The organism is Streptomyces sp. NPDC046870 (genome assembly GCF_040704595.1).
Taxonomy (GTDB): Bacteria; Actinomycetota; Actinomycetes; order Streptomycetales; family Streptomycetaceae; genus Streptomyces; species Streptomyces argyrophylli.
Genome location: NZ_JBEYXM010000001.1, coordinates 240,626 through 262,265, shown reverse-complemented (window position 1 = coordinate 262,265; position 21,640 = coordinate 240,626). Strand labels below are relative to the sequence as shown.

General features: G+C 74.0%; 22 protein-coding genes, 1 tRNA gene and 1 pseudogene. 12 read left to right on the top strand and 12 right to left on the bottom strand.

What is annotated here, in order from left to right; translation table 11 throughout:
• Positions 1-43: 43 nt before the first annotated feature.
• Positions 44-1,438, bottom strand: coding sequence for a hypothetical protein (locus AB0946_RS01205; protein WP_366758568.1), 1,395 nt, complete (start codon positions 1,436-1,438; stop codon positions 44-46).
• Between the two features lie 74 nt (positions 1,439-1,512).
• Positions 1,513-2,037, bottom strand: a pseudogene (locus AB0946_RS01200) (hypothetical protein); the annotation flags it as partial.
• Positions 2,038-2,165: 128 nt separating this feature from the next.
• Between AB0946_RS01200 and AB0946_RS01195 the strand changes: the two are divergent.
• Positions 2,166-2,237: transfer RNA gene (locus AB0946_RS01195), tRNA-Val, on the top strand.
• A gap of 46 nt (positions 2,238-2,283) precedes the next feature.
• On the opposite strand, the gene AB0946_RS01190 is transcribed toward AB0946_RS01195, so the two are convergent.
• Positions 2,284-2,622 (bottom strand): hypothetical protein, encoded by a 339-nt coding sequence (locus AB0946_RS01190; protein ID WP_366758567.1) that lies wholly within the window; start codon positions 2,620-2,622, stop codon positions 2,284-2,286.
• 109 nt (positions 2,623-2,731) lie between these two features.
• A complete protein-coding gene (locus tag AB0946_RS01185; protein WP_366759115.1) occupies positions 2,732-3,631 on the bottom strand; it encodes a 2-dehydropantoate 2-reductase in 900 nt (299 codons plus the stop codon).
• 100 nt (positions 3,632-3,731) lie between these two features.
• On the opposite strand from AB0946_RS01185, the gene AB0946_RS01180 reads away from it, so the two are divergent.
• The 3 genes from AB0946_RS01180 to AB0946_RS01170 all read left to right on the top strand — a co-directional run bounded on the left by AB0946_RS01180 (position 3,732) and on the right by AB0946_RS01170 (position 5,677).
• Positions 3,732-3,962 carry a DUF2277 domain-containing protein gene (locus tag AB0946_RS01180; protein ID WP_366758566.1) on the top strand — a complete coding sequence of 77 codons (231 nt, stop codon included), beginning with the start codon at positions 3,732-3,734 and terminating at the stop codon, positions 3,960-3,962.
• A gap of 490 nt (positions 3,963-4,452) precedes the next feature.
• Complete coding sequence (locus tag AB0946_RS01175) at positions 4,453-4,908, top strand: DoxX family protein (RefSeq protein ID WP_366758565.1); 456 nt, start codon at positions 4,453-4,455, stop codon at positions 4,906-4,908.
• 157 nt (positions 4,909-5,065) lie between these two features.
• Positions 5,066-5,677: a VTT domain-containing protein gene (locus tag AB0946_RS01170; protein ID WP_366759114.1), complete on the top strand. Its 612-nt coding sequence runs from the start codon at positions 5,066-5,068 to the stop codon at positions 5,675-5,677.
• Between the two features lie 31 nt (positions 5,678-5,708).
• On the opposite strand, the gene AB0946_RS01165 is transcribed toward AB0946_RS01170, so the two are convergent.
• On the bottom strand, positions 5,709-6,461 hold the full coding sequence (locus tag AB0946_RS01165; protein WP_366758564.1) for an HNH endonuclease family protein: 753 nt from the start codon (positions 6,459-6,461) through the stop codon (positions 5,709-5,711).
• Positions 6,462-6,734: 273 nt separating this feature from the next.
• Here AB0946_RS01165 and AB0946_RS01160 point away from each other — a divergent pair, with 273 nt between their 5' ends.
• Both AB0946_RS01160 and AB0946_RS01155 read left to right on the top strand, forming a co-directional pair.
• Positions 6,735-7,316, top strand: coding sequence for a TMEM165/GDT1 family protein (locus AB0946_RS01160; RefSeq protein ID WP_366758563.1), 582 nt, complete (start codon positions 6,735-6,737; stop codon positions 7,314-7,316).
• A 227-nt stretch (positions 7,317-7,543) separates the two neighbouring features.
• Positions 7,544-8,212 carry an HAD family hydrolase gene (locus AB0946_RS01155; protein WP_366758562.1) on the top strand — a complete coding sequence of 223 codons (669 nt, stop codon included), beginning with the start codon at positions 7,544-7,546 and terminating at the stop codon, positions 8,210-8,212.
• Positions 8,213-8,678: 466 nt separating this feature from the next.
• Here AB0946_RS01155 and AB0946_RS01150 read toward each other — a convergent pair whose 3' ends face one another.
• Entirely contained in the window at positions 8,679-9,569 is an 891-nt protein-coding gene (locus AB0946_RS01150) for a peptidoglycan-binding domain-containing protein (protein ID WP_366758560.1), read from the bottom strand.
• A gap of 128 nt (positions 9,570-9,697) precedes the next feature.
• Here AB0946_RS01150 and AB0946_RS01145 point away from each other — a divergent pair, with 128 nt between their 5' ends.
• Positions 9,698-11,737 carry an MDR family MFS transporter gene (locus tag AB0946_RS01145; RefSeq protein WP_366758559.1) on the top strand — a complete coding sequence of 680 codons (2,040 nt, stop codon included), beginning with the start codon at positions 9,698-9,700 and terminating at the stop codon, positions 11,735-11,737.
• Here the strand turns inward: AB0946_RS01145 and AB0946_RS01140 are convergent.
• A complete protein-coding gene (locus tag AB0946_RS01140) occupies positions 11,730-12,248 on the bottom strand; it encodes a GNAT family N-acetyltransferase (protein ID WP_366758558.1) in 519 nt (172 codons plus the stop codon). The two genes, AB0946_RS01145 and AB0946_RS01140, sit on opposite strands and share 8 nt — an antisense overlap.
• Positions 12,249-12,384: 136 nt before the next feature.
• Here AB0946_RS01140 and AB0946_RS01135 point away from each other — a divergent pair, with 136 nt between their 5' ends.
• Both AB0946_RS01135 and AB0946_RS01130 read left to right on the top strand, forming a co-directional pair.
• Positions 12,385-13,056 carry a hypothetical protein gene (locus tag AB0946_RS01135; protein WP_366758557.1) on the top strand — a complete coding sequence of 224 codons (672 nt, stop codon included), beginning with the start codon at positions 12,385-12,387 and terminating at the stop codon, positions 13,054-13,056.
• Positions 13,057-13,061: 5 nt separating this feature from the next.
• The gene (locus tag AB0946_RS01130) at positions 13,062-14,060 is read left to right on the top strand and encodes a hypothetical protein (RefSeq protein ID WP_366758556.1); all 999 of its coding nucleotides are present in this window, start codon (positions 13,062-13,064) and stop codon (positions 14,058-14,060) included.
• On the opposite strand, the gene AB0946_RS01125 is transcribed toward AB0946_RS01130, so the two are convergent.
• On the bottom strand, positions 14,049-14,489 hold the full coding sequence (locus AB0946_RS01125) for a DUF1992 domain-containing protein (RefSeq protein WP_366758555.1): 441 nt from the start codon (positions 14,487-14,489) through the stop codon (positions 14,049-14,051). The genes AB0946_RS01130 and AB0946_RS01125 overlap by 12 nt on opposite strands.
• Positions 14,490-14,599: 110 nt before the next feature.
• Here AB0946_RS01125 and AB0946_RS01120 point away from each other — a divergent pair, with 110 nt between their 5' ends.
• Positions 14,600-14,992, top strand: a complete 393-nt coding sequence (locus AB0946_RS01120) for a hypothetical protein (RefSeq protein WP_366758554.1) — start codon at positions 14,600-14,602, stop codon at positions 14,990-14,992.
• A 27-nt stretch (positions 14,993-15,019) separates the two neighbouring features.
• Here AB0946_RS01120 and AB0946_RS01115 read toward each other — a convergent pair whose 3' ends face one another.
• Together AB0946_RS01115 and proP are read right to left on the bottom strand one after the other, a co-directional pair.
• Entirely contained in the window at positions 15,020-15,691 is a 672-nt protein-coding gene (locus AB0946_RS01115) for an O-methyltransferase (protein WP_366758553.1), read from the bottom strand.
• Positions 15,692-15,789: 98 nt separating this feature from the next.
• Positions 15,790-17,181, bottom strand: a complete 1,392-nt coding sequence (gene proP, locus AB0946_RS01110) for a glycine betaine/L-proline transporter ProP (protein WP_366758552.1) — start codon at positions 17,179-17,181, stop codon at positions 15,790-15,792.
• Positions 17,182-17,572: 391 nt separating this feature from the next.
• Here proP and AB0946_RS01105 point away from each other — a divergent pair, with 391 nt between their 5' ends.
• Entirely contained in the window at positions 17,573-19,636 is a 2,064-nt protein-coding gene (locus tag AB0946_RS01105) for a bifunctional glycosyltransferase 87/phosphatase PAP2 family protein (protein ID WP_366758551.1), read from the top strand.
• Between the two features lie 83 nt (positions 19,637-19,719).
• On the opposite strand, the gene AB0946_RS01100 is transcribed toward AB0946_RS01105, so the two are convergent.
• Entirely contained in the window at positions 19,720-20,409 is a 690-nt protein-coding gene (locus tag AB0946_RS01100; protein ID WP_366758550.1) for a YoaK family protein, read from the bottom strand.
• A 118-nt stretch (positions 20,410-20,527) separates the two neighbouring features.
• Here AB0946_RS01100 and AB0946_RS01095 point away from each other — a divergent pair, with 118 nt between their 5' ends.
• Entirely contained in the window at positions 20,528-20,926 is a 399-nt protein-coding gene (locus AB0946_RS01095) for a hypothetical protein (RefSeq protein WP_366758549.1), read from the top strand.
• Between the two features lie 38 nt (positions 20,927-20,964).
• On the opposite strand, the gene AB0946_RS01090 is transcribed toward AB0946_RS01095, so the two are convergent.
• Positions 20,965-21,378 carry a transglycosylase SLT domain-containing protein gene (locus AB0946_RS01090; protein WP_366758548.1) on the bottom strand — a complete coding sequence of 138 codons (414 nt, stop codon included), beginning with the start codon at positions 21,376-21,378 and terminating at the stop codon, positions 20,965-20,967.
• Between the last annotated feature and the right edge of the window lie 262 nt (positions 21,379-21,640).

The window sequence follows — 21,640 nt, the reverse complement described above, 5'->3', positions numbered from 1 at the left end:
CCTCTTAATATCCGCTGCCGCACAGCACCCGGCAACACGCACGTCAGTGCCCGGCGCCGCGCTCCTCGCGGATCTGCGCCACCACCCGCGCCACCGTCTGCCGCACCCCTTCGGTCTCGGTGAGGAAGCGCCAGTAGTCCGGGTGCCGCCCCTCCAGCGTGCCGACCGCCCGCTCCAGCCGGGCCACCGCGTCGTCCAGCGGCCGGGCGTGCCGCGGATCGGGGGTCGAACGCCCCGTCATCGCCAGCCGCTGGGCGTCCCGGATCGCGAACCGGGTCCGCTCGATCTCCGCCTGCGGGTCCTTCTGCACCGCGTTCAGCCTGCCCAGCCGGTCACCGGCGGCCGAGACCGCCTCGTCGGTGGCGTTCAGCAGGGCCCGCACGGTCGCCAGCAGTGCGGTCGCGTCCGCCCAGCGCTGGGCGTCCCGCGCCGCCTGCGCCTCGCGGAGCCTCAGCTCCGCCTGCCGTACGTTCTCCGCGGCCTGGTCCGGCACGTGCTGGAGGTCCTGCCAGCAGGCGGCGGTGAAGCGGCGGCGCAGCTCGCTCAGTACCGGCTCCACCTGTCCGGCCCGCGTGGTCAGCGCCTCGGCCCTGGTCCGCAGGCTGACCAGCCGGTGGTCGATCTCGGCCGCCCGCTCCGGCAGCCGCTCCGCCTCCGCCCGGATCGCCCCGGCCTCCCGCTGCACCCGTTCGGCCCGCTCCAGCGTCGCCTGCACCCCGTGCCGCCCGGCGCCCTGGTTCAGCGCGGTCAGCTCCGGCGACAGGGCCGCCAGCCGCGCGGCCAGCTCGTCGGCCCGCAGCTTTCGCTCCCGTACGGCGTCCAGGGCGTTGCTCGCCGCCAGCAGCGACTGCCGGGCCCGCTCCACGGCGGGCGCCAGCCGGGCCAGCTGCGTCTCCGCCTTGCCCAGCAGCGGCTCCAGCGAGCCGCCGAACCGGTCCAGCTCCTGCCGGACCCGGTCCAGTTCGTCCTTGGCCGCGGTCAGTTCGGCCCGCGCCCGTGCCGCCGTGCCGGCCTCCAGATCGTCCCGGTCCAGGTCGTGTGCGTCCACGGCCTCGATGTAGCGCCGGCTGACCTCGTCGATCCGCAGCCCGAGCGCCTCGAAGTCGGACACGGCCCGCCGGGCGGCGGGGGAGTCGTCCACCGCCGAGATGGTCTCCACCGAGATCCGCAGGTCCCGCTGCGCGGTGTCGAGTTCGTAGAACGCCGTCGCCGCCGCGTCCTTCGCGGCCTGCGCGTCGGCCCGGTGGCTCTCCGCCCGCCCGCCGAACCAGCGCCGGGTGCCGCCGCCGGCGAACGCGGCGGGCAGCGCGAGCGCGGCCAGCACCGGCAGGCCGAGCAGCGTGAGGGCGTCCCGCAGCGGGGAGGGGCCGCGCCGGGCCCGTGCGGTGGACGACGGCGGGTACGGCTGGCTGGCTGGCGTGCCCGGTGTCGCCGTCACATCCCTCTCCCGTGCTGTGATTCGCCCTGGGTGGTGTCATTCTCCCACCCGTTGAAGACGAACACACGGGCCGGTCAGTTCGCCGTGCGCACGGTGACCTTTCCGTCCTGGGTGTGTGCCGACACGCGGTGCGGGCTGCTGTCGTCCCGGGGCGCCGACACGGTGACCGACCCGTCGCCGGCCCCCGCCGGCACCCGGTACGCGCCCTTGGGCAGGCCCCCCGTCACCGACCCGTCGTCGCCGCGGACGTCGGCCAGGTCCGGCGGACCGGTCGGCTCGACGTCCACGGAGCCGTCGCCGGTGGCGGCCCTCACCCGGCGCGAGGAGACCACCGCGCGCACCGATCCGCCGTCGGCGCGCGGGTCCAGCGGGCCGCTGGTGTCGGTGACGCGCACGGCGCCGTCGGCGACGTGGATGCCGAGCGCGTCCCGGAACCCGGAGGCGCGGACGGCGCCGTCCTCGTTCACGACCCTGACGCCGACCCCGCGCGGCACCTCGATCCGGTGCCGGGCCGAGCAGTCGGCGATGACCCCGGAGCAGTGCACCCGCAGCACGAGCCGGTCGCCCTCCATGGACCAGCGCACCCCGGGTTCGCCGCCGGGGCCAGGGCCTGTCGTTCGGATCAGGCGGCCTCCCGGAGCGGGGGCGGGGGTTGACGCCCTTGTCCCGGCCCGGTGTCCGGTTTGCAGGGCAGCCGCTCGGGCGATGTAGGCTGTCGACCTGTCCCGGGTGCGTAGCTCAGGGGTAGAGCGCCTGCCTTACAAGCAGGATGTCGGCGGTTCGAAACCGTCCGCGCCCACCGGTCCGGCCCCTCGGAGCAGTCTCCGAGGGGCCGTTTCCTTGCCCTACTCCTCCGCCGCCGTCTCGTGGGCGTGCTTCAGCCGGGAGCGGGCGTCCATGCGGTCCGCCGCCGCGACCTCGGCCCAGAAGCGGTGCGTGCTGACGAAGACCGCGAGTTCGTGCTCGCGCCGCCGCAGTTTCTCCACCTCGGCCTGCTCGTCCTCCGTCCAGCCGGGGGACGCGGGCCGCTCCACCTTGCGCCAGCCGGTGTCGTCACTGAAGCCGTCCATCGGCTCGACCGACCAGGGCAGCCGCTTGAGCAGGGCCGACAGCTCGGCCCGGACCTGATGCAGCTCCTCCTGACCGGCGAGGAGGTCACTGGGGAATTCATAGGTCGTAGCCACGCGGCAATGCTACGCCTGTTCGATTTACGGGTGCGAGGCTGTCCGCGAGGTCCGGGGGGAGGTTCAGCCGAACGGGTGGCGCCGGGGCGACGGCCCTGGGACCGCCGGGTCAGTGGGGGGAGTCCCGCAGCTCCCGGACCAGGCGGGCCGTCACCGGCACCGGTACCCCGTGCCGCTCGGCCGCGCGCAGCAACGCCCCGCCGATGGCGTCCAGCTCCAGCGGGCGGCCCGCCTCGGCGTCGCGCTGCATGGACGACTTGGCGGCGGGCGGGAAGGCGTCGTACCGGGCGAGGGCCTTGTCCGGGTCGGCCGGGGCGCCGCAGGCACGGCTGACCGCGGCGGTCTCCGCGACCAGCGCCGCCAGCTCCTCCCGGTGACGGGTGCGGACCGTGCCGAGCGGCACGCCGTACCGGGTGGTGAGCAGGGCGAACGGGGCGAGGAACGCCATCTTGGCCCACAGGGCCGCCGTCTCGTCCCCGGCCACGCGGGCGGTCGCACCGCAGGCGGTGAGGTGGGCGGCCAGCGCCTCCAGGCGGGCGCGGGGTACGGCGTCCCCGGCCAGGTCGATCTCCGTGAACGGGCTGCCGTGCTCGATCACGCCCGGGGCGGTCCGGGTGGACTCCACGCGGATCACGGCCGGGGCGACCCGGTCGGGACGGTAGCGGGCGCGCAGGGTCCCGGGGTGTTCGACGCCGTTCAGCAGCGGTACGGCCAGGGCGTCGCCGAGGACGGCGGGCGGAACCCGGGTCAGGGCGGCGCCGAGCGCGGTGTGCTTCACGGTGATCAGGCAGGCGTCCACCGGCTCGCGCAGCTCGGTGTCCGCGTCGACGGCGGCCGTGAAGTCGCCGAACTGCGGGCTGCGGACCGTGACGCCGGTACGGCGCAGGGTGTCGGCCGTGGCCTCGCCGGCCAGGCAGATCACGCGGTGCCCGGAGCGGGACAGCAGGGCGGCGAGCAGTCCGCCGGTGCCGCCGGGACCGAGGACGGCCACGGTGAGCGGTCGCGTCATGAACGTCATGGAATTGTCCTTCCGACGGTCGGCCCCGGGTGCCGGTGGCCGCCTTCGCGAGATCATCGCAGGGCACGGCGGGGTGCGCGAGACTGGGCGCATGTGCCGGAGCATCAAGACGCTGCGTCCGCCCGTGCTGTCCGGTGAGGCCACGGACGAGGACATCCACGCGGCCGCGTTGCAGTACGTACGGAAGATCTCGGGTTTCCGGGCCCCCGCCGCGCACAACCGCGAGGCCTTCGACAAGGCGGTGCGAGCGGTCGCCCAGGCCACGGCGGAGCTGCTCGGGGAGCTGGAGGTACGCGGGCAGTCGGTGCGGCGAGGGGGGTAGCCCCCCGGCGGGGCCGGCGGCGGTCGGCCGGCGGGTCCGGGGCAGGGGTGGACCCGCCCGTCGGCATGCCCCGCGACCGAGCCGCCTCGGTGTGACCACTCTCATGGCGGCGCGGCCCCGGAAGCCGACCGCGGCACACGGCCGAGGCGTCGCCGCGCGGGACCGCCGGCCGCACGCCGTGGACGGTTATGAGACAGGTGGGCCGGCCGTGGCGCGGGCGGCCGCACGGCGTGACGAGTCGTCAAAGAGGCGCAGGTGTACGGATGTTGACTACCGGGAAGTGCGCGGAAGACGTGCACCCGGAGACCGCGGCGGGCGTCCGGCCCGGCGCCGGGCCGTGGGCGGAGGCATCGTCACCGTGGCCGAATGTTGAACTTGCAAGCACTGATTAGGTGCCCCTAACCTGGGTCTCCCGTTCGGTACCGCCGCCCCCACGACCGGCCTTCTTCCGTTCCCGGCCGGCCCGACCGTCACCGAAGAGGAGACCCCCATGTCCGCACGTCTCGATTCCGCTCGGCCCTATGTGATCGGGCTCTTCCGCATCGTCCTCGGCCTGCTCTTCGCGGCGCACGGGGCCGCATCCCTGTTCGGTGTCCTCGGCGGCGCCGCCGGCAGCGACGGCGGCACCATCGCGGCCGGAACCTGGCCCGGCTGGTACGCGGCCGTGATCCAGCTGGTCGCCGGCGGCCTGGTGCTGCTCGGCCTCGGCACCCGCGCCGCCGCGCTGATCGCCTCCGGCTCGATGGCGTACGCCTACTTCGACGTCCATCAGCAGGCCGCCCTGTGGCCCATACAGAACGGCGGCGAGCTGTCGGTCCTGTTCTGCTGGGCGTTCTTCCTGCTCGTCTTCACCGGCTCGGGCGCCTTCGGCCTGGACCGGCTCCTCGTCCGCCGCGCGGCGCAGGACGGCGAGCGGGCGCCGGAGCAGTCCCCGGTGGCCGCCTGACGGTCCGGTCGGCGAGCCGCCTGACGGTGCGACCGGTGTGCCGTCCGGCGGGTGACGGTGAACGCCCTGTGATCGCCCCCCATGCCCCCACCGCACCTTCTGTCACACCCCCGGCGTACGCTGTATGGCTGTCAACGGGGGAGTGACGGGAGTCGTGGTGTTCGAGAGCGTGGGGTCGCTGGCGGCCGGGCCGTGGATCTATGCCGTGGTGGCCGTGTCCGTCCTGCTCGACGTGTTCCTGCCCGTCCTGCCCAGCGGCGTGCTCGTCATCACGGCCGGCACGGCGGCGGCGGCCGGTTCGGGCGCGGCCGGCCAGGTCCCGCACGAGGTGCCGGACATCCTGGCCCTGATCCTGTCCGCCGCGACCGCCTCCGTCCTCGGCGACCTGGTGGCGTACCGGCTGGCCTGGCGCGGCGGGGAGCGCCTGGACCGTGCGATAGCCCGCTCCCGGCGGCTGACCACCGCGCAGCAGCGCCTCGGTGACGCCCTGACCCGGGGCGGCGGCGCGCTGGTCGTCCTCGCCCGCTTCGCCCCGGCCGGCCGCTCGGTCGTCTCCTTCTGCGCCGGTGCCGCCCACCGCCGCGTCCGCGACTTCCTGCCCTGGTCCGCACTGGCGGGCCTGTCCTGGGCCGCCTACAGCGTGGCCCTCGGCTACTACGGCGCCCAGTGGCTGGGCGCGACCTGGCTGGCCACGGGCGTCTCGGTCGCGGCCCTGTTCGGCGCGGGCGCGGCAGCGGCCTTCCTGGTGCGCCGCCGCCCGGTTTCCTGATCGCCCCGAGGGGCGCGGGCGGCGGCGGGGCTCAGCAGCCGGACAGGTAGTTCGTCAGCGCGCTCTTCTCGGCGGAGTCCACCGACAGGTCGTAGTAGTACTTCACCTGCACCCACGCCCGCACGTACGTGCACAGGTACGCCGACCGGGACGGCACCCAGGTGGCCGGGTCCTGGTCGCCCTTGGCCTGGTTGACGTTGTCGGTGACGGCGATCAGCTGCGGCCGGGTCAGGTCGTTCGCGAACGCCTGCCGCTGCGCGGTCGTCCACTTGCTCGCGCCGGAGTCCCACGCCTCCGCCAGCGGCACGAGGTGGTCGATGTCGAGGTCGGCGGCGGCGGTCCAGGTGGCGCCGTCGTACGGGGAGTACCAGCTGCCGCTGGTCGCGGCGCAGGAGGAGTCGGTCACGACGTTCGTGCCGTCCCGCTTGAGGACCGTCTCGCGGGTGTTGCAGGCGCCGCTGATGGTGATCCAGTGCGGGAAGAGGTCGCGGCTGTAGCCGGTGCGGTTCTCGGTGGCCACGGTGAGCTGGGAGAGGTAGCTGCGGGCCGTGGCGCCGCTGACCGGGGTGGGGAGGGCCGCGGAGGCGTTCGGGGAGTTGAACAGGGCGACGGAGGCGATCAGACCGGTGAGGGCCGCGAGTATGCTCGTCCGTCGACGCCGTAGAACCTGGGCATGCGTGAACTCCCTTGTGGGGTGGCGGTGTTGGTGCGCGAGCGAGGGAATGCTCGCGGGGCGGTGTTGCCGGAGGGTGAGCGCTCGGTAAGAAGCTAGTGACGTGCGCATGTCACGACAAGGTTGACGGCGGAACTTTCACATCCCTTACGATGGGAAGCGCAGAAGGGGAGTAGCTCTTCGCCGGACCGTCGACATACTGCTCAGCGAGCCTGAGCCGGCGCCCGGAGGCGGACCGCGTCACGGCGGGCCCGCCAGCGAGACCTTCGGCAAGCAGTGCACGCCCGTGCCCTCCGGCGCGGGCGCCGAGTGCGCTGCCGTGCCGAGGTGTCATCGCGTGACGCACCACACTCTCGGCGGGGCAGCCCGACCGATTGAGGAACCTTGATCAGCATCACCGTGACGGCGCTCGTCTTCGGCGTCATCTTCCTCGCCGAACTGCCGGACAAGACCGCCCTCGCCGGTCTCGTCCTCGGCACCCGTTACCGCGCCTCGTACGTCTTCGCGGGCGTCGCCGCCGCCTTCCTGCTGCACGTCGTGCTCGCCGTCGCGGCCGGCAGCGTGCTGACCCTGCTGCCGCAGCGGATCGTGCACGCCGTCACCGGCGTCCTCTTCCTCGGCGGAGCCGCGATGCTCCTGCTGAACAAGGGCGAGGAGGAGGAAGAGATCAAGAAGCCCGCCGACCAGTCGTTCTGGAAGGTGGCGGGGACCGGCTTCATGCTCATCCTGGTCGCCGAGTTCGGTGATCTCACCCAGATCATGACCGCCAACCTGGCCGCCCGCTACGACGACCCGATCTCCGTCGGTCTCGGCGCGGTGCTGGGCCTGTGGGCCGTCGCCGGGCTCGGCATCGTCGGCGGAAAGGCCCTGATGAAGCGGGTGCCGCTGCGGCTGATCACGCAGATCGCGGCGCTGCTGATGCTGGCGCTCGGCGTGTGGAGCCTGTGGGAGGCCGTCAGCGGCTGACCGGGACGGCGGCCGGACCGTGCGGCCGGGCGGTGCGGTGGGGCCGGGCTGAACAACGGGTGAATGCTCGCGGGGGCGGTGGCGGGAACGCGGGCAGGTTTTGTACCGTAGAGAAACAAAGTGGCTCCCGCCCGTTTTCCCTGACCGGCGGGCGGGGCCGCCTTGTCCCGTCCGACGTCCCACCCGACGTCCCGCCCGACCCGGGGTCCTTTCCTCTGGAGCTGCCGATGCCGGCCACCGCCACGCCCGCCGTCCTCACCGCCCGCGCCCTCCTGCTCGACATGGACGGCACCCTCGTCAACTCGGACGCCGTGGTCGAGCGCATCTGGCGGCGCTGGGCCGAGCGGCACGGGCTGGACGGCGACGAGGTGATGAAGGTCGTGCACGGCAGGCAGGGCCACGCCTCCATGGCCGTCCTCCTCCCCGGCCGGCCGGTCGAGCAGAACCTCGCCGACAACGCCCGCATGCTCGCCGAGGAGACCGCCGACACCGACGGCGTGATCGAGATCCCCGGCGCGCGTGCCTTCCTCTCCTCGCTGGAGGGGCTGCCGCACGCCCTGGTGACCTCCGCCGACGTCGCCCTGTCCACCGCCCGCATGAACGCCGCCGGGCTGCCCCTGCCGGCCGTCCGCGTCACCGCCGAGTCGGTCGGCGCGAGCAAGCCGGACCCCGAGGGCTTCCTGAAGGGCGCCGCCGAACTGGGCGTCGACCCGGCCGACTGCATCGTCTTCGAGGACTCCGGGGCGGGGATCGCGGCGGGGCGCTCCGCGGGGATGCGGGTCGTCGGGGTCGGGCCGCGCGCGGTGTTCCACGAGCCGGACGTCGCGGTGCGGGACCTCACCCAGGTGCGGGTCGAGGCGGTGGCCGGCGGGGGGATCCGGCTGCACATCGGCTGACGGCCCTTCGCCGGCCGCGGACGTGCGGCCCCGCACGCCGGAGCCGCACGCCGGGCCCGCCCCGGACTACTCCGGGCGTGTCACGACCGCGTCCGCCCCGGCTCCCCAGCCGTCCCGCAGCATCGGGTCGGGGGCTACGGCCTTCAGGCGGCCCTTGTGCGTCCGGGGGTACGGCTGATTCCCAGGCCGTCCCCTATCCGTTATGCGCCTTCGGCGCGCTAAGGCCGCCGGGCGGAGCGCCTCTGACTTCATGTGGCCCGAGGTCCTTCGGGAGGTTACGGCTGCGTCCGCCCCGGCTCCCGGGGCAGCCCGTATCCGTTCGGGGGGCTGCGGCGGCTCCCGGGGTGGCCGCATGCGTTCGGGGCGCTGTGGCCGGGCCGTCCTCCACGGGACGGTCCGCGGCGCCCCGCACCCCCTGGAGATCCTGTGGCCTGGCCGTCCCCGACCGCGGACCCCGCAGGCGGCGCTACGGCTGCGTCGTCTCCGACTCCAGGCTTTCGCGGGTCGCCGGGCCGTACGTGCCCAGGGTGTCGTCCGTGATGCCCCGGGCCAGCTGGTAGTTGCGCACCGCGTCCTCGACCGGGCGGGTGAAGGTGCCGTTGATCTGGTCCCAGTACAGGTTCAGCTGGCGCAGGCGCTGCTGGAGCTCGGTGACCTCCGGGCCGGTGTCACTGCGGCGCAGGACCGGTGCCGCGGCCGGCGTGGTGCGCGGGGTGCCCGAGGGGGTCGTGGACGGGGTCGGCGAGGCGGCGGCGCCGGACGCGCTCGCGGAGGGCGTCGCGGACGGGGAGGGCGACGCGGAGCCTCGCGGCGGACTCGGGTCGGCCGTCGCCGAGGGGGTGGGCTGCGGTGGACGGGGTGTCACAGGGGGTGCCGGGACCACCGCCGAGGACGGCGCCCGTGGCGTCGTCTCCGGGATGCTCGCCCTGACCTCCTGGGCCACCCGGCCGCGGGCCGGTGCCTGGTACGAGAACAGCGCGAAACCGGCGACCGCGACGACGGCCGCCCCCGCACCCCCGGCGGCCAGCAGCACCGTGCGGCGCGGGCGGCGCCGGGGCCGGCCGGGCCCGGTCCCGGCCGCGTCCGGCTCCGCCGCCGGTCCGAGCGGCGCGGGCGCCCGCGGAGGCGGCGGTGCGGTCTCGGCGGGTGGTGCGGGCGGGGGCTCGTCCTGGGCCGGCCGCACCTCCACGTACGGCCGTATCCGCAGCGGGTCGAAGTCCTCCGCCGCTGCCGCCTCCGCCGTGCGGGTCCGGCGCAGGGCCTCGGACGCGCGTGCCGTGCAGTCGCACGACGGCGTGTTGTCCGGCCCCCTCGGCGTCCCGCACTCCGGGCACGTGGTGCCCCGCTCTGCCGTCACGCGTGTGCCCCCTCCCCTCGGAAACTCCAGAGATTATGCGGATTTTCGCCGGAACCGCAGCACTCGGCGGGCCATAAGTGGTCACACCGATCACCATGGAGGAGACGCACCGACCCCCGGGAGGTCCCATGGCCCTGGAGACGCACGGCACGGCGAAGGGCGTGAGCGGCGGCGAACGCGTCCCGGGCAGCGTGCTGGTGCCGATGGGCGCGCTGCTGCTCGGGCTGCTGCTCGCCGCACTCGACCAGACCATCGTGTCGACCGCGCTGCCGACGATCGTGAGCGACCTCGGCGGCCTGGAGCACCTCTCCTGGGTCGTCACCGCCTATCTGCTGGCGTCGACCGCCGCCACCCCGCTGTGGGGCAAGCTCGGCGACCAGTACGGCCGCAAGCGACTGTTCCAGACGGCCATCGTGATCTTCCTGGTCGGGTCGGCGCTGTGCGGCCTGGCGCGGGACATGCCCCAGCTCATCGCCTTCCGGGCGTTGCAGGGCCTGGGCGGCGGCGGGCTGCTGGTGCTGTCCATGGCGATCGTCGGCGACCTCGTGCCGCCCCGCGAACGCGGGCGCTACCAGGGTCTGTTCGGCGCCGTCTTCGGCACGACCAGTGTGCTCGGGCCGCTGCTCGGCGGGCTGTTCACCCAACACCTCAGCTGGCGCTGGGTGTTCTACGTCAACCTGCCCATCGGCGTGATGGCGCTCGCGGTGATCGCCGTCGCCCTGCGCATCCCGCGCCGCACCGCCCACCACGTCATCGACTACCTGGGGACCTTCCTGATCGCCGCCGTCGCCACCTGCCTGGTGCTGGTCGCCTCCCTCGGCGGCAGCACCTGGCCCTGGGGCTCGGCGCAGATCATCGGGCTCGCGGTGCTGGGCGTCGTCCTCGCCGTGGCGTTCGTCGCCGTCGAGCGCAGGGCCGCCGAACCGGTCCTGCCGCTGAAGCTGTTCCGCGTCCGCACCTTCACCCTGGCCGCCGTCATCAGCTTCATCGTCGGTTTCGCCATGTTCGGCGCGCTGACCTACCTGCCGACCTTCCTCCAGGTCGTCCACGGCATCTCCCCGACCCTGTCCGGCGTCCACATGCTGCCGATGGTCTTCGGCCTGCTGCTGTCGTCCACCCTCTCCGGGCAGATCGTCAGCCGCACCGGCCGCTGGAAGGTGTTCCCGATCGCCGGCACCGCCGTCACCACCCTCGGCCTGCTGCTCCTGCACCGGCTCGACGAGCACAGCCCGACCGCCGTGATGAGCGTCTGCTTCCTCGTCTTCGGCGTCGGCCTCGGCCTCGTCATGCAGGTCCTGGTGCTCATCGTGCAGAACGCCGTCTCCTACGAGGACCTCGGCGTCGCCACCTCCGGCGCCACCTTCTTCCGCTCCATCGGCGCCTCCTTCGGCGTGGCCATCTTCGGCACGGTCTTCGCCAGCCGCCTCGGCGACAAGCTCACCGCCGCCTTCCGGGGCGTACACCTGCCGCCCGGCGCCACCCCCGACGCGCTGAAGGCCGACCCCCGGGGCATCGCCGCCCTGCCGCCCGCGCTGCGCCCCGCCGCCCTGCACGCGTACGCGTCCGCCATCACCGAGGTCTTCCTCTACGCCGCGCCCGTCGCCCTCCTCGGCTTCCTGCTCGCCTGGCTGCTGAAGGAGGACCGGCTGCGCGGCTCGGTCACCGCGCCCGACGTCTCCGAGACCATCCCGCCCAACCCGGTCCAGCGCTCCTCCTACGACGAGGTGTGCCGCGCCCTGTCCGTGCTCGGCACCCGGGAGGGCCGCCGCGAGATCTACCGGGAGATCACCGAACGGGCCGGGTACGACCTGCTGCCCGCCGCCAGCTGGCTGCTGCTGCGCATGCGCCGCTACGGCTCCGTCGAACCGGCGGTGCTCGCCGAGCGCAGCCCGGTCCCGCTCCAGGCCGTCATGGCCGCCGCCCGCCAGGTCGAGGAACGGCGGCTCGCCGAGCGCGGGGGCCTGGACCTGGCCCTGACCGACGCCGGCCGCGAGGTCGCCGAGCGGCTCGCCACGGCCCGCGAGGAGTCCCTGGCCGGACTGCTCGGCGACTGGTGGCAGCCCGGCCGCTCGACCGACCTCGCCCAGCTGGTCCGCGAGCTGACCGGAGAACTCTGCGGCGCTGAACGCGAACGCCCGCACAACGGCACGGTGACGAGGATCAGCTGACGGCAGGCGCGGGCGGCAGCTCCTTGCGGAACCAGTGTTCGGCGTAGCGGTCGGTGTTGTGCGGGGCGGTCTCCGTGTAGCCGAGGCGGGCGTACAGGGCGCGGGCCTCGACCAGGTCGCCGCGCGTGTCGAGGACGACCCGCCGGGCGCCGAGGGCACGGGCGGCCTCCTCGGCGGCGGCCACGAGCAGCGGTGCCCCGCCCCGGCCGCGCAGCCCCGGCAGCACGAACACCCGGGTCAGCTCGGCCGTGTCCGGGTCCAGCAGCCGGACGCCCGCCGAGCCGGCCGGCGTGCCGTCGTACCGCCCGACGAGCAACTGCCCGCGCGGAGGCTGGAGTTCGGCACCGGTGTGCGCGGCGACCTCCCGCTCCAGCTCCTCCGGGTCGGTACGGCGTCCTTCGTGCAGCAGGTACCAGCGGTCGCTGACCTCCGTGTAGTACGCCCGCCACAGCGCGGCGGCGGCCGGGGAGCCGTACGGTTCCGGAGCGATCGTCCACGTCATGCCGGCCATTGTCGGGAGCCGCCCCGCCCCCGCCGCAACCGGATAAGGCGGGCCGGACGCGGTACGGGGAACCGTTTGTGGGCGAACTTCCGGGTCACCCGAAGGGAGAACCGGCCAGCGGGGCCGGTCCGAGCGGAAGGCAACCATGTCCACAGGCCTGATCATTCTGTTGATCGTGATCGCGGCGGTCGTGGTCCTCGGCGCCGTCGCGCTGGCCGTGCGGGGCCGCACCCGGCACGGCGGCCCGAACCTGAAGCGGCGGTTCGGGCTCGAGTACGAGCGGACCGTGGCCCTGCACGGCGGGGACACCGAGGCCGCCGAACGAGAGCTGACCGAACGCCTCGAGCGCCACGGTGACCTTCGGGAACGCCCGCTGGACGGCGCCGAGCGGCAGCGGTACGCGGACCGCTGGACGGCCGTGCAGGAACACTTCGTCGACTCGCCCCGGCAGGCGGTGGCCGAGGCCGACCTCCTCATCGGAGAACTCGCCGCCGCGCGCGGTTACCCCGACGGCGGACGGTACGAGGAGCAGCTCGCCGCCCTGTCCGTGCACCACGCCGAGCACGTGGACGGCTACCGGCAGGTGCACCGCGCGGCCGCCGGCACCGCGGCGGACGGTACCGGCGCGGGAACCGAGGAGCTGCGCTCGGCGCTGCTCGGCGCGCGAGCCCTTTTCGAGGACCTGACCAGCGCCGAGCCCGGGCGGCACCGCGCCCCCGCCGGCACGGACCGCTCGACGTCTCCCGCCGCGACCCACTCCCACGCCCGCTCCCACACGCCGTGGGCCCTGCACCGGAGCCGACCGAAGGAGAGCTGAACGCCATGACGGACAGGACGAGCGGCTCCGGCGGCGACCGGCACCGCCCGCAACGTCTCTCACGCGGGGACGAGTGGACGCCGGAGCAGGAGTCGGAACAGAGGGACGCATGGGCACCGGGCGACGCGGTCCCCGGCCGCCGGACCCCGAGAGGGCCCCTCCCGGAGGAACGCCTGCCCGGCGAACCGGGAGCAGGCCGGAGCGGAGGCGGCGGGGTCGCGCAGGGCCCCGGCCGGGAAGGGCTGACCGGGGACGACCGGACCCCGCAGGACACGCCGCAGCCGCCGCCGGGCCCGGCGGGCGGAACGGAGCCGGGAAGGTCCGAGTCGGGATGGGCCGAGGACGCCGAGCCCGCCCCCGGCCCGGCCGGGAGCCCCGCGTCCGCCACGTCGGCAGCGGCCACCGGACCCGGTTCCCGTGAGTACGACCCCCGCCACGGCTCCGAGGGGCTGCGGCCCGGCACGGAGGAACCGGGCCCGCAGGCACCCGGTTCGCGGGGGCAGGCGGCGCAGACGTACGGCGGAGGCGACAGGCAGGCCGGTGGCCCGGAGCGGGCCGGGGAGGAGGAAGGCGTGATGCCGGACAACGGGCTCGGGGCACCGTCAGCCGGTGAGGTCAGCGGGCGCGAGGCCCGGATGACCGAGGCGCCCGCGGCGGACAGCTGGCCGGCGGCGCCGGGCGGCACGGCCGCACCCGGCGGCAGTGCCACCGGTACCGGAACCCCGCTGCTGCCGCACGAGGAGACGGAGCAGTGGGAGCGGCGGCTGCGCGAAGTGGTCGCCGGGTTCGTCGACGAGCCCCGGCAGGCCGTCGAGGAGGCCGACCGGACGCTGGAGGAGATCGCCGCGCGGTTCACCGAGGCCGTCACGCGCCGCCGCCGCACCCTGCGGACGTCCTGGGAGGGCACCGAGGGACGCGGCCCGGCCGTCGAGACCGGCACCGAGCAACTGAGGCTCGCCCTGCGCGACTACCGGGAACTGGCCGGGCGGCTGCTACACGGCTGAGCCCGCCACGCCCCCGTCACCCCTGGCGGCAGCCCTGCGCTGCCGCCATTCGCGTACGACCGCCTCGACGTCGTACGGCTTCCTGCCCAGCGGCGGACCGGGCGGCGGCTTGAACATCATGTCCTTGATCCGGACGTTGACGTCCTCGATGATCTTCCGGGCGATCCGCTCCGAGGGCGCCGCGTACGCCGCCTCCAGCGCGTCCTCCGCCTCCTTGCGCAGCGCCAGCGCGGGCGGCAGCACCGCCAGCCCCTCCCTGACCAGCTTCCGCTTCACCCACCACAGTTCGTCGTAGGTGGAGTCGACCTCCGTGGGCAGCGGCGCCCCCGCCCCCGGCAACCGGTCGAACTCCCCGCGCCCCTGCGCGTCGCGGATCTGCTTGTCCACCCAGGACTCGAACGGGACCCCCGGTGGCTTTCGCTCGGTCATGAACCCATTGTGCCGGACGCGGCCCCGCCGGGCGTTTTATCATGCGGCGGCGGTACGGCACCCGCCCGCCGCGACCCAGCCGGCGCACAGGACGTATCAGGGGGAACCTCGTGCTCGAACTCACCATGGCCACCGTCTCCGGGGCGGACGTGGGCGCCACCGCCGGCATGACGATGGCCGAGGCGCCCAGCGAGCCCGGCGCCGTGCTGCGGATCGGCCGTGACGGGGCGGCGTGCCGGCTGGTCACCCCCGACGACTGGCTGTTCGTCTCCCGCGTCCACCTGGAGTTCCTGTGCGGCCCGGACGGTGCCTGGCAGCTGACCTGGCTGCGCGGTTCCCAGCCCGACCCGGCCTCCGAGGTCCGGCTCCTCGTCGGGGAGTACGCGCAGCCCCTCGGCTACGGCACGACCGTCCCGCTGCCGCACGGCGGGTCCGGCGAGATCGTCATCCAGGACCGCACCGCGCCGCGCAGCGTCAACGTCGGCTTCTACCACGAACTCTGAGCCGATGGGCCCCCGGGCCGGGTGGCCTCAGCCGAGCACCCGGGCCAGGGCGAACCCGTCGTACCCCTTGCTGCCGACCGTCTGGATCGCCGTACCGGTCAACCGCGGGTGGCCGGCGATCAGTTCCAGCGCGGCACGGGTGCCGACCACGTCCGGCTCGGTGCTGCCCGCGTCGGCCACCCGGCCGCCGCGCACCACGTTGTCCAGGACGATCAGGCTGCCCGCGCGGGTGAGCCGCAGCGCCCACTCCACGTAGTGCGGGTTGTTGACCTTGTCCGCGTCGATGAAGACCAGGTCGAAGGGGGCCGGGTTCTCGTCGGCGAGCTTGGGCAGCGACTCCAGGGCCGGGCCCACCCGCACCTCCGCGATCCGGTCCAGGCCTGCCCGGGCGATGTTCCGGACGGCCACCTCCGCGTGCTTCGCGCTGTACTCCAGCGAGATCAGCCTGCCGTCCTCGGGCAGCGCCCGGGCCAGCCAGATCGTGCTGTACCCGGCGAGCGTGCCGATCTCCAGGATGTGCCGGGCCCCCTGGAGGGCGGCGAGCAGCTGGAGGAACTTGCCCTGCGCCGCCGTGACGGCGATGGCGGGCAGCCCGGCGGCATCACTGTCGCGCAGGGCCGCGCGTAGCACCTCGTCGTCCGGTGAGAGCGTGTTGATGAAGTAGTCGTCGACGTCGTCCCAGACCTGCGACCCGCTCATAGCCCCAGCTGCCTTTCCCGAGTGTCCTGCCTCGATGATCTCAGCCGAGGGCGCGGATGGGTACGACTGCGCGCGGGGCACGGCGGCGGGGACGCCCCTCAGCGGCCTTCCACGGACGGCGCGGAACCCGGCAGCGGACGCCCCGCCGACTCCGCCATCCGCCACACGGCGACACCGCCCACGACGGCCGCGGCCATCATGTAGTACGCGGGCATCATCATGTTCCCGGTCGCCCCGATGAGCGCGGTCACGACCAGCGGAGTCGTACCGCCGAACAGTGACACGGACACGTTGAACCCGATCGACAGGGACCCGTACCGCACGCGCGTCGGGAACAGGGCGGGCAGCGCGGCCGGCATGGCCGCCGTGAAGCACACCAGGAGCAGACCCAGCGCGCCCATGCCCAGCCCCACGGCCAGCAGGCTGCCTTCGCGGATCAGCAGCAGAGCCGGGACCGACAGGAACAGGAAGCCCGCACAGCCCGCCGCGATCACCGGCCGGCGGCCGACCCGGTCGGTCAGCGCGCCCGCGAACGGCTGGACGATCATCATCAGGGCCATCACCCCGAGCACGACCAGCAGCCCGTGCGTCTCGTCGTACTTCAGCTCGCTGGTGAGGTAGCTCGGCATGTACGACAGCAGCATGTAGTCGGTGACGTTGAAGACCAGGACCAGGCCCATGCACAGCAGCAGGGACTTCCACTGGCCGGTGATCATCTCGCGCAGCGGCACCTTCGGCCGGGCCGCCTCCGCCTTCTCGATCTCCGCCGCGAACGCCGGGGTCTCCTCCAGTCGCATCCGCAGGTACAGGCCGATGATGCCCATCGGGCCCGCGATCAGGAACGGGATGCGCCAGCCCCACGAGGTGAGGTCGTCCGAGGACAGCAGCGCCGTCATCAGGGTGACCAGACCCGCGCCGCCGATGTAGCCGGCGAGCGTGCCGAACTCCAGCCAGCTGCCGAGGAAGCCGCGCTTCTTGTCCGGCGCGTACTCGGCGATGAACGTCGTCGCGCCCGCGTACTCACCGCCGGTGGAGAAGCCCTGCACCAGACGGGCGGCGAGCAGCAGGAGCGGCGCCCCGACGCCGATCGTCGCGTACGAGGGGATCAGGCCGATCGCGAACGTACCCGCCGCCATCATGATCATCGTGACCGCGAGGACCTTCTGCCGGCCCACGCGGTCGCCCAGCGGGCCGAAGACCATGCCGCCGAGCGGACGGACGAGGAAGGCCGCCGCGAAGGCGCCGAACGTCGACAGGAGCTGCGCGGTCGGGTTGCCGGACGGGAAGAAGACCTTGCCGAGGGTCACGGCGATGTAGCTGTAGACACCGAAGTCGAACCACTCCATCGCGTTGCCGAGCGCCGCCGCCTTCACGGCGCGCCTGACGAGCGCGGGATCGGTGACGGTGACGTCGCGGCCGGTGCGGGTCCGGGCGGCCCGCCGCGACTCGAGGGGCGGGGTGACGGCTGAGGCGGTGGTAGCGGTCGCCAAAACGGGGCTCGCCTACCTTTCGACGGGGACAGGGACCGGCCCGGACGGCGACGGTGACGTACGGCGGGCCGAAAATCGACCATAGGCACAGTTCCGCCCCTTACGTCCTGCACGCGCATCGATGCACAGTGCAGCTAAAGGGCGCATACGCAGGTACGTCTTCCCTCCCGCGTGCGGTCATGCCGGCAGCCCACTGTGATCCTTGTCGCGCCCCCGGCGTGCAACCACCCGCTCCCGGACCGTGGTGTTTCGGACAAAAGGAGACCGACGTCAGGTGAATCGGGGGTTGCCCGCGTCCCTTTCCAGGGGGTCTGCGAGGCTCAGAAGGAGCGCAGAGGGGCACCCGGCGCCCACCGGCTGCCGGGACGACGGGGCGGGAGGCCGACGAAGCGTGGCGAACGTGGAGCACAGCGGGCGACCGGCGGACGTCTTCGGGAGAACGGCGGCCGGAGCGCGGCTGCGCGCGACCCGGCTCGCGCTGTGGGCGGTGGCCGCGATCCTCGCCGCACGGCAGACGACCGCCGTCCTGACCACCCCCAGCGGCGAACGGCTCACCGACCTGGAGACCTGGGTCGGCCCCGAAGGCGTCCTGCACGTGAAGGGCTCGATCTACGACTCGACGCGCTTCACCGGCACCCCCTTCAGCGGCCTGGTCCTCAAACCGCTCACGCGCTCGGCCGAGGCCGCCCTCGGCTGGGGCTGGACCTTCGGCACCCTGCTGCTCGTCGTCGCCCTCGGCCTGGTCGCCGCCCGCGCGCTGCCCCAGCCGGTCAGCCGGCGCACCTCGCTGCTGGCCGCGCCGGTCGCCATCAGCCTGCTCATGCTGTCGCTGCCGGTCCGCAACACCCTGTGGCTCGGGCAGACCAGCATCATCCCGGTCCTGCTCGTCCTGCTCGGCTGCTTCGCCGTACGAGGGGAACGCGCGAGCGGCCTGTGCACGGGCCTGGCCGCCGCCCTCCAGCCGACCGTCCTGCTCTTCACCCCGCTGCTGTGGTTCACCGGCCGCCGCCGCGCCGCCCTCACCACGGCCGGCACCTTCGCCGCCTGCACCGCGCTCGCCTGGGCCGCGCTGCCGCACGACTCCCGCACCTACTGGGTGCACCACATGGTCGGCGTCGGCCTCGGCGGCAAGGCCGACGCCCTCGCCAACCAGTCCCTGCACGGCGCCCTGCTCCGGTTCGGCCTGACGGGGCCCCCGGAGATAGCGCTCTTCCTCCTCCTCGGCGTCGGCGTCGCCGCCCTCGCCCTGCGCCGCGCGGTCCGCTACGCCCACGACGGCCAGCTCCTCCTCGCCGTCGCCGTCACCGGCTGCGCCGCCGTCGCCGTGTCCCCGACCACCTGGCAGCACCAGCTGCTGTGGGTGCTGCTCGCGGTGGTCGGCCGGGTCGGCAAGCGGGCCTCCGACCGCTACGTCTGGCCGGTCGCGGTCGTCCTCGTCACCACGCTCCCGGCGCAGATGATGCTGCCGCACATGCCGGTGGTGTACCCGCTGCGGGACAACCTGGTCCTGCTCGCGGCCCTGGCCGCCGCCACGGCCGTGCCCTTCCTGTCCCGCACCTCGCCGTACTACCGGTCCCCGATACCGGCCACGTACGCCCCGCAGGCCCCGGCCCGCTTCCGCCGCGTCCCGCTGCTGCCCTTCCTGCGCCGGGTGCTCACCCGCCCCAACCTCCTGCTGGAGCTGCTCCTGCTCCGCGTCACCTACGCGGCCTACCAGCAGGTGCGGCTGGCGGCGACCGGCGGCAGCAACTCCGGGGGGCGTGCCACGGCCGAGCGGCACGGCCACCTGGTGCTCGACGCCGAGCGCTTCCTGCACATCGACATCGAGCACGCCGTCAACCACGCCGTGGTGAGGGTCGGCTGGCTGCGGGACTTCTTCGACTTCTACTACGAGTCCTTCCACTTCGTCGTCCCGCTGACCGTCCTCGGCGTCCTGTACTGGCGCCGCCCGGTCGACTACCGCTGGGCCCGCGCGTCCCTCGGCTTCGCGACGCTGCTCGCCCTGATCGGCTTCTGGCTCTTCCCGCTGGCGCCGCCGCGCCTGATGCCCACGCTCGGCATCATCGACACCGTCCACGGCGTCCAGGACTTCTCCAAGCCGGACTACGGCACCCTGACCGCGCTCACCAACCAGTACGCGGCGATGCCGTCGCTGCACTTCGGCTGGTCCCTGTGGTGCGGGGTGGTGATCGCGGTGATCGCCCCGAGGTGGTGGATGAAGGCGCTGGGCCTCCTCCACCCGCTCTTCACCGTCTCGGCCATCGTCGCCACCGGCAACCACTGGGTCCTGGACGCGGCCGGGGGCGCGGTGGTGGTGGCAGCGGGCTTCGCCCTGTCGTACGCCTTCCAGGGCCCGCGGCCGAGGGGGCGGGCGGGGACCACGGGGGCCGGGGCGGGGACCGGAGCCTACGCCGGAGCCGGGGAGCCCGGGCGGGTGGACGTCGCCGGCAGGTGACCGTCGGGGCCTGCGGACCGTCCCCGACCGGCGGCTCCCCGGCGTGCGGGCGAGGCGGGCCGCGGGATCGCCGTCCGCGGTCGTCACTCCCGGCCCGAGGCCGCCACCGCCAGCACACCCGACGCCAGCGCCGCCAGCAGCAGGGGGATGCCCAGACCGTGGTGGAGGACCAGCCACGCGCCCAGGCAGGCACCGGCGGCCATCGCGGCCACGGAGGCCGCGCGGCGCAGGGTGCGGTGGCTCGTGTCGTCACCGAGGCGGGACTCGGAGGCCAGGCCGGTCAGGGTCATCGTCACGACGGTGGTGGTGATCAGGTCGGGCACGCGGAACCTGCGGACCGCCGCCGTGCGCAGGCCCATCGCGAAGGCCGTCAGGCCGATGAGGGCGACCCGGGTTCCGGCGGTGTCCGGCCGGACGAGGGCCACCGCCGCCGCCACACCGACCAGCACCGCCTCCACCGCCAGGGCCAGCCGGGCCGAGCGGCGGCGGGAGCCGCGGCCGTACCGGCCCGTCACCCGGCCGCCGGTCGCCGCGCCCAGCAGGAAGCAGATCAGGGACATGACCGCGTGCCGCACGGAGAAGCCCGGGACCCCGGCCGCGGCGAAGCCGAGGATGACCACGCTGCCGGTCACGTTGGCCGTGAAGACCCGGCCCAGGCCCAGGAAGCTGACGGCGTCGATCAGGCCGCTGACCACGGTGAGTGCCAGCAGTACGGCCACGAGCCGCAGTCCGCGCGTCTCCGGGTCCCGTACCGGCGGCGTCGGCGTCGTCATCGTTCCTCCGAGGGGACGGGAGGTGGAAAGAAGTCCACCCGGCGCGCGAAAGAAGTCCACCCGAGGACGGGGGGCTCTCGGATGTCCGGGCGCAGCGTGCGTCCGTAGCGTTCGGGACATGACTCAGGACACGCGCGAAACGGCGGAAAAGCAGCCCGGTCGGCCCATGCGCACGGGCCCGGCGGTCACCCTGGGCGCCCTGGCGCTCGTCGGTGTCGCCGGGGTGGCGCCGGGGGCCCACCCGGTCCGCGGTGAGCGCCTCGGTGGACATGCCCAGAACCGGCTGCACGCCAACGGCCACGCCTGCGACGGGAAGCCCGAGGTGCCGGTACGGCTGTACGCGGGCGACCGCGACACCGACGTGCCGATCGGCAACGCCCGGACATGCGCGCGCACCCTCGCCCAGCGGGGGGCGAGGGTGCGGGTGCTGGAGGTCGGACCGGTCGACCGCTTCGGGTCGGACCGGGCCGCGCCGGCCGGCATCGCGCGCTGGTTCAGCGGGGGAGCGGCTCGGTGAGCGGTGGCCGGACGGCCGGTGGCACGGTGCCTGGCGGCTCAGTACCAGCCGTTGGCCTGCCAGAAGCTCCAGGCCTTGGCCGGGCTGCCGTAGCGGGAGTTCATGTAGTCCAGGCCCCACTTGATCTGGGTGGCCGGGTTGGTCTTCCAGTCGGCGCCGGCGGTGGACATCTTCGAGGCCGGCAGGGCCTGGACGAGGCCGTAGGCGCCCGACGAGCTGTTGGTGGCGGCGGGGTTCCAGCCGCTCTCGTGCTCGACGATCTTGCTGAACGCGTTGAACTGCGCGGAGTCCGGGATCATCTGGTGCGCGATCGCCTGTGCGGAGGAGGCCGACGTGGTGGCGGCCTGGGCGGGCGCCGCGGTCAGAGCCATGCCGGCGGTGGCGGCAGCCAGCGCGGCGGTGGTGAGGGCCTTCTTCGGGGAAGCGATGCGACGGATGAAGGAAACGGACACGGAGAACCTCTTGCGTCGGGGACGGGGGATCACCCGCATGGGAGGGACCACGTGGTGTGGCCTCATGCGGCGGCGCCGCGGCCCGGAGGGGCTCGTGGCGCCTGGCGACGTCGTCCAGAGAAGCAGGCCCGGAACCCGTCCGCAATGACCCCTTTTACTAGTTGTGGCCGGATCGGCGGCATACGTCGCCTCTGTGATCTGGGTCGCACAGTGCAGGTCAGCGGGGGTACAGGAATGGGTGTATCGGGCAAACAGGACTACG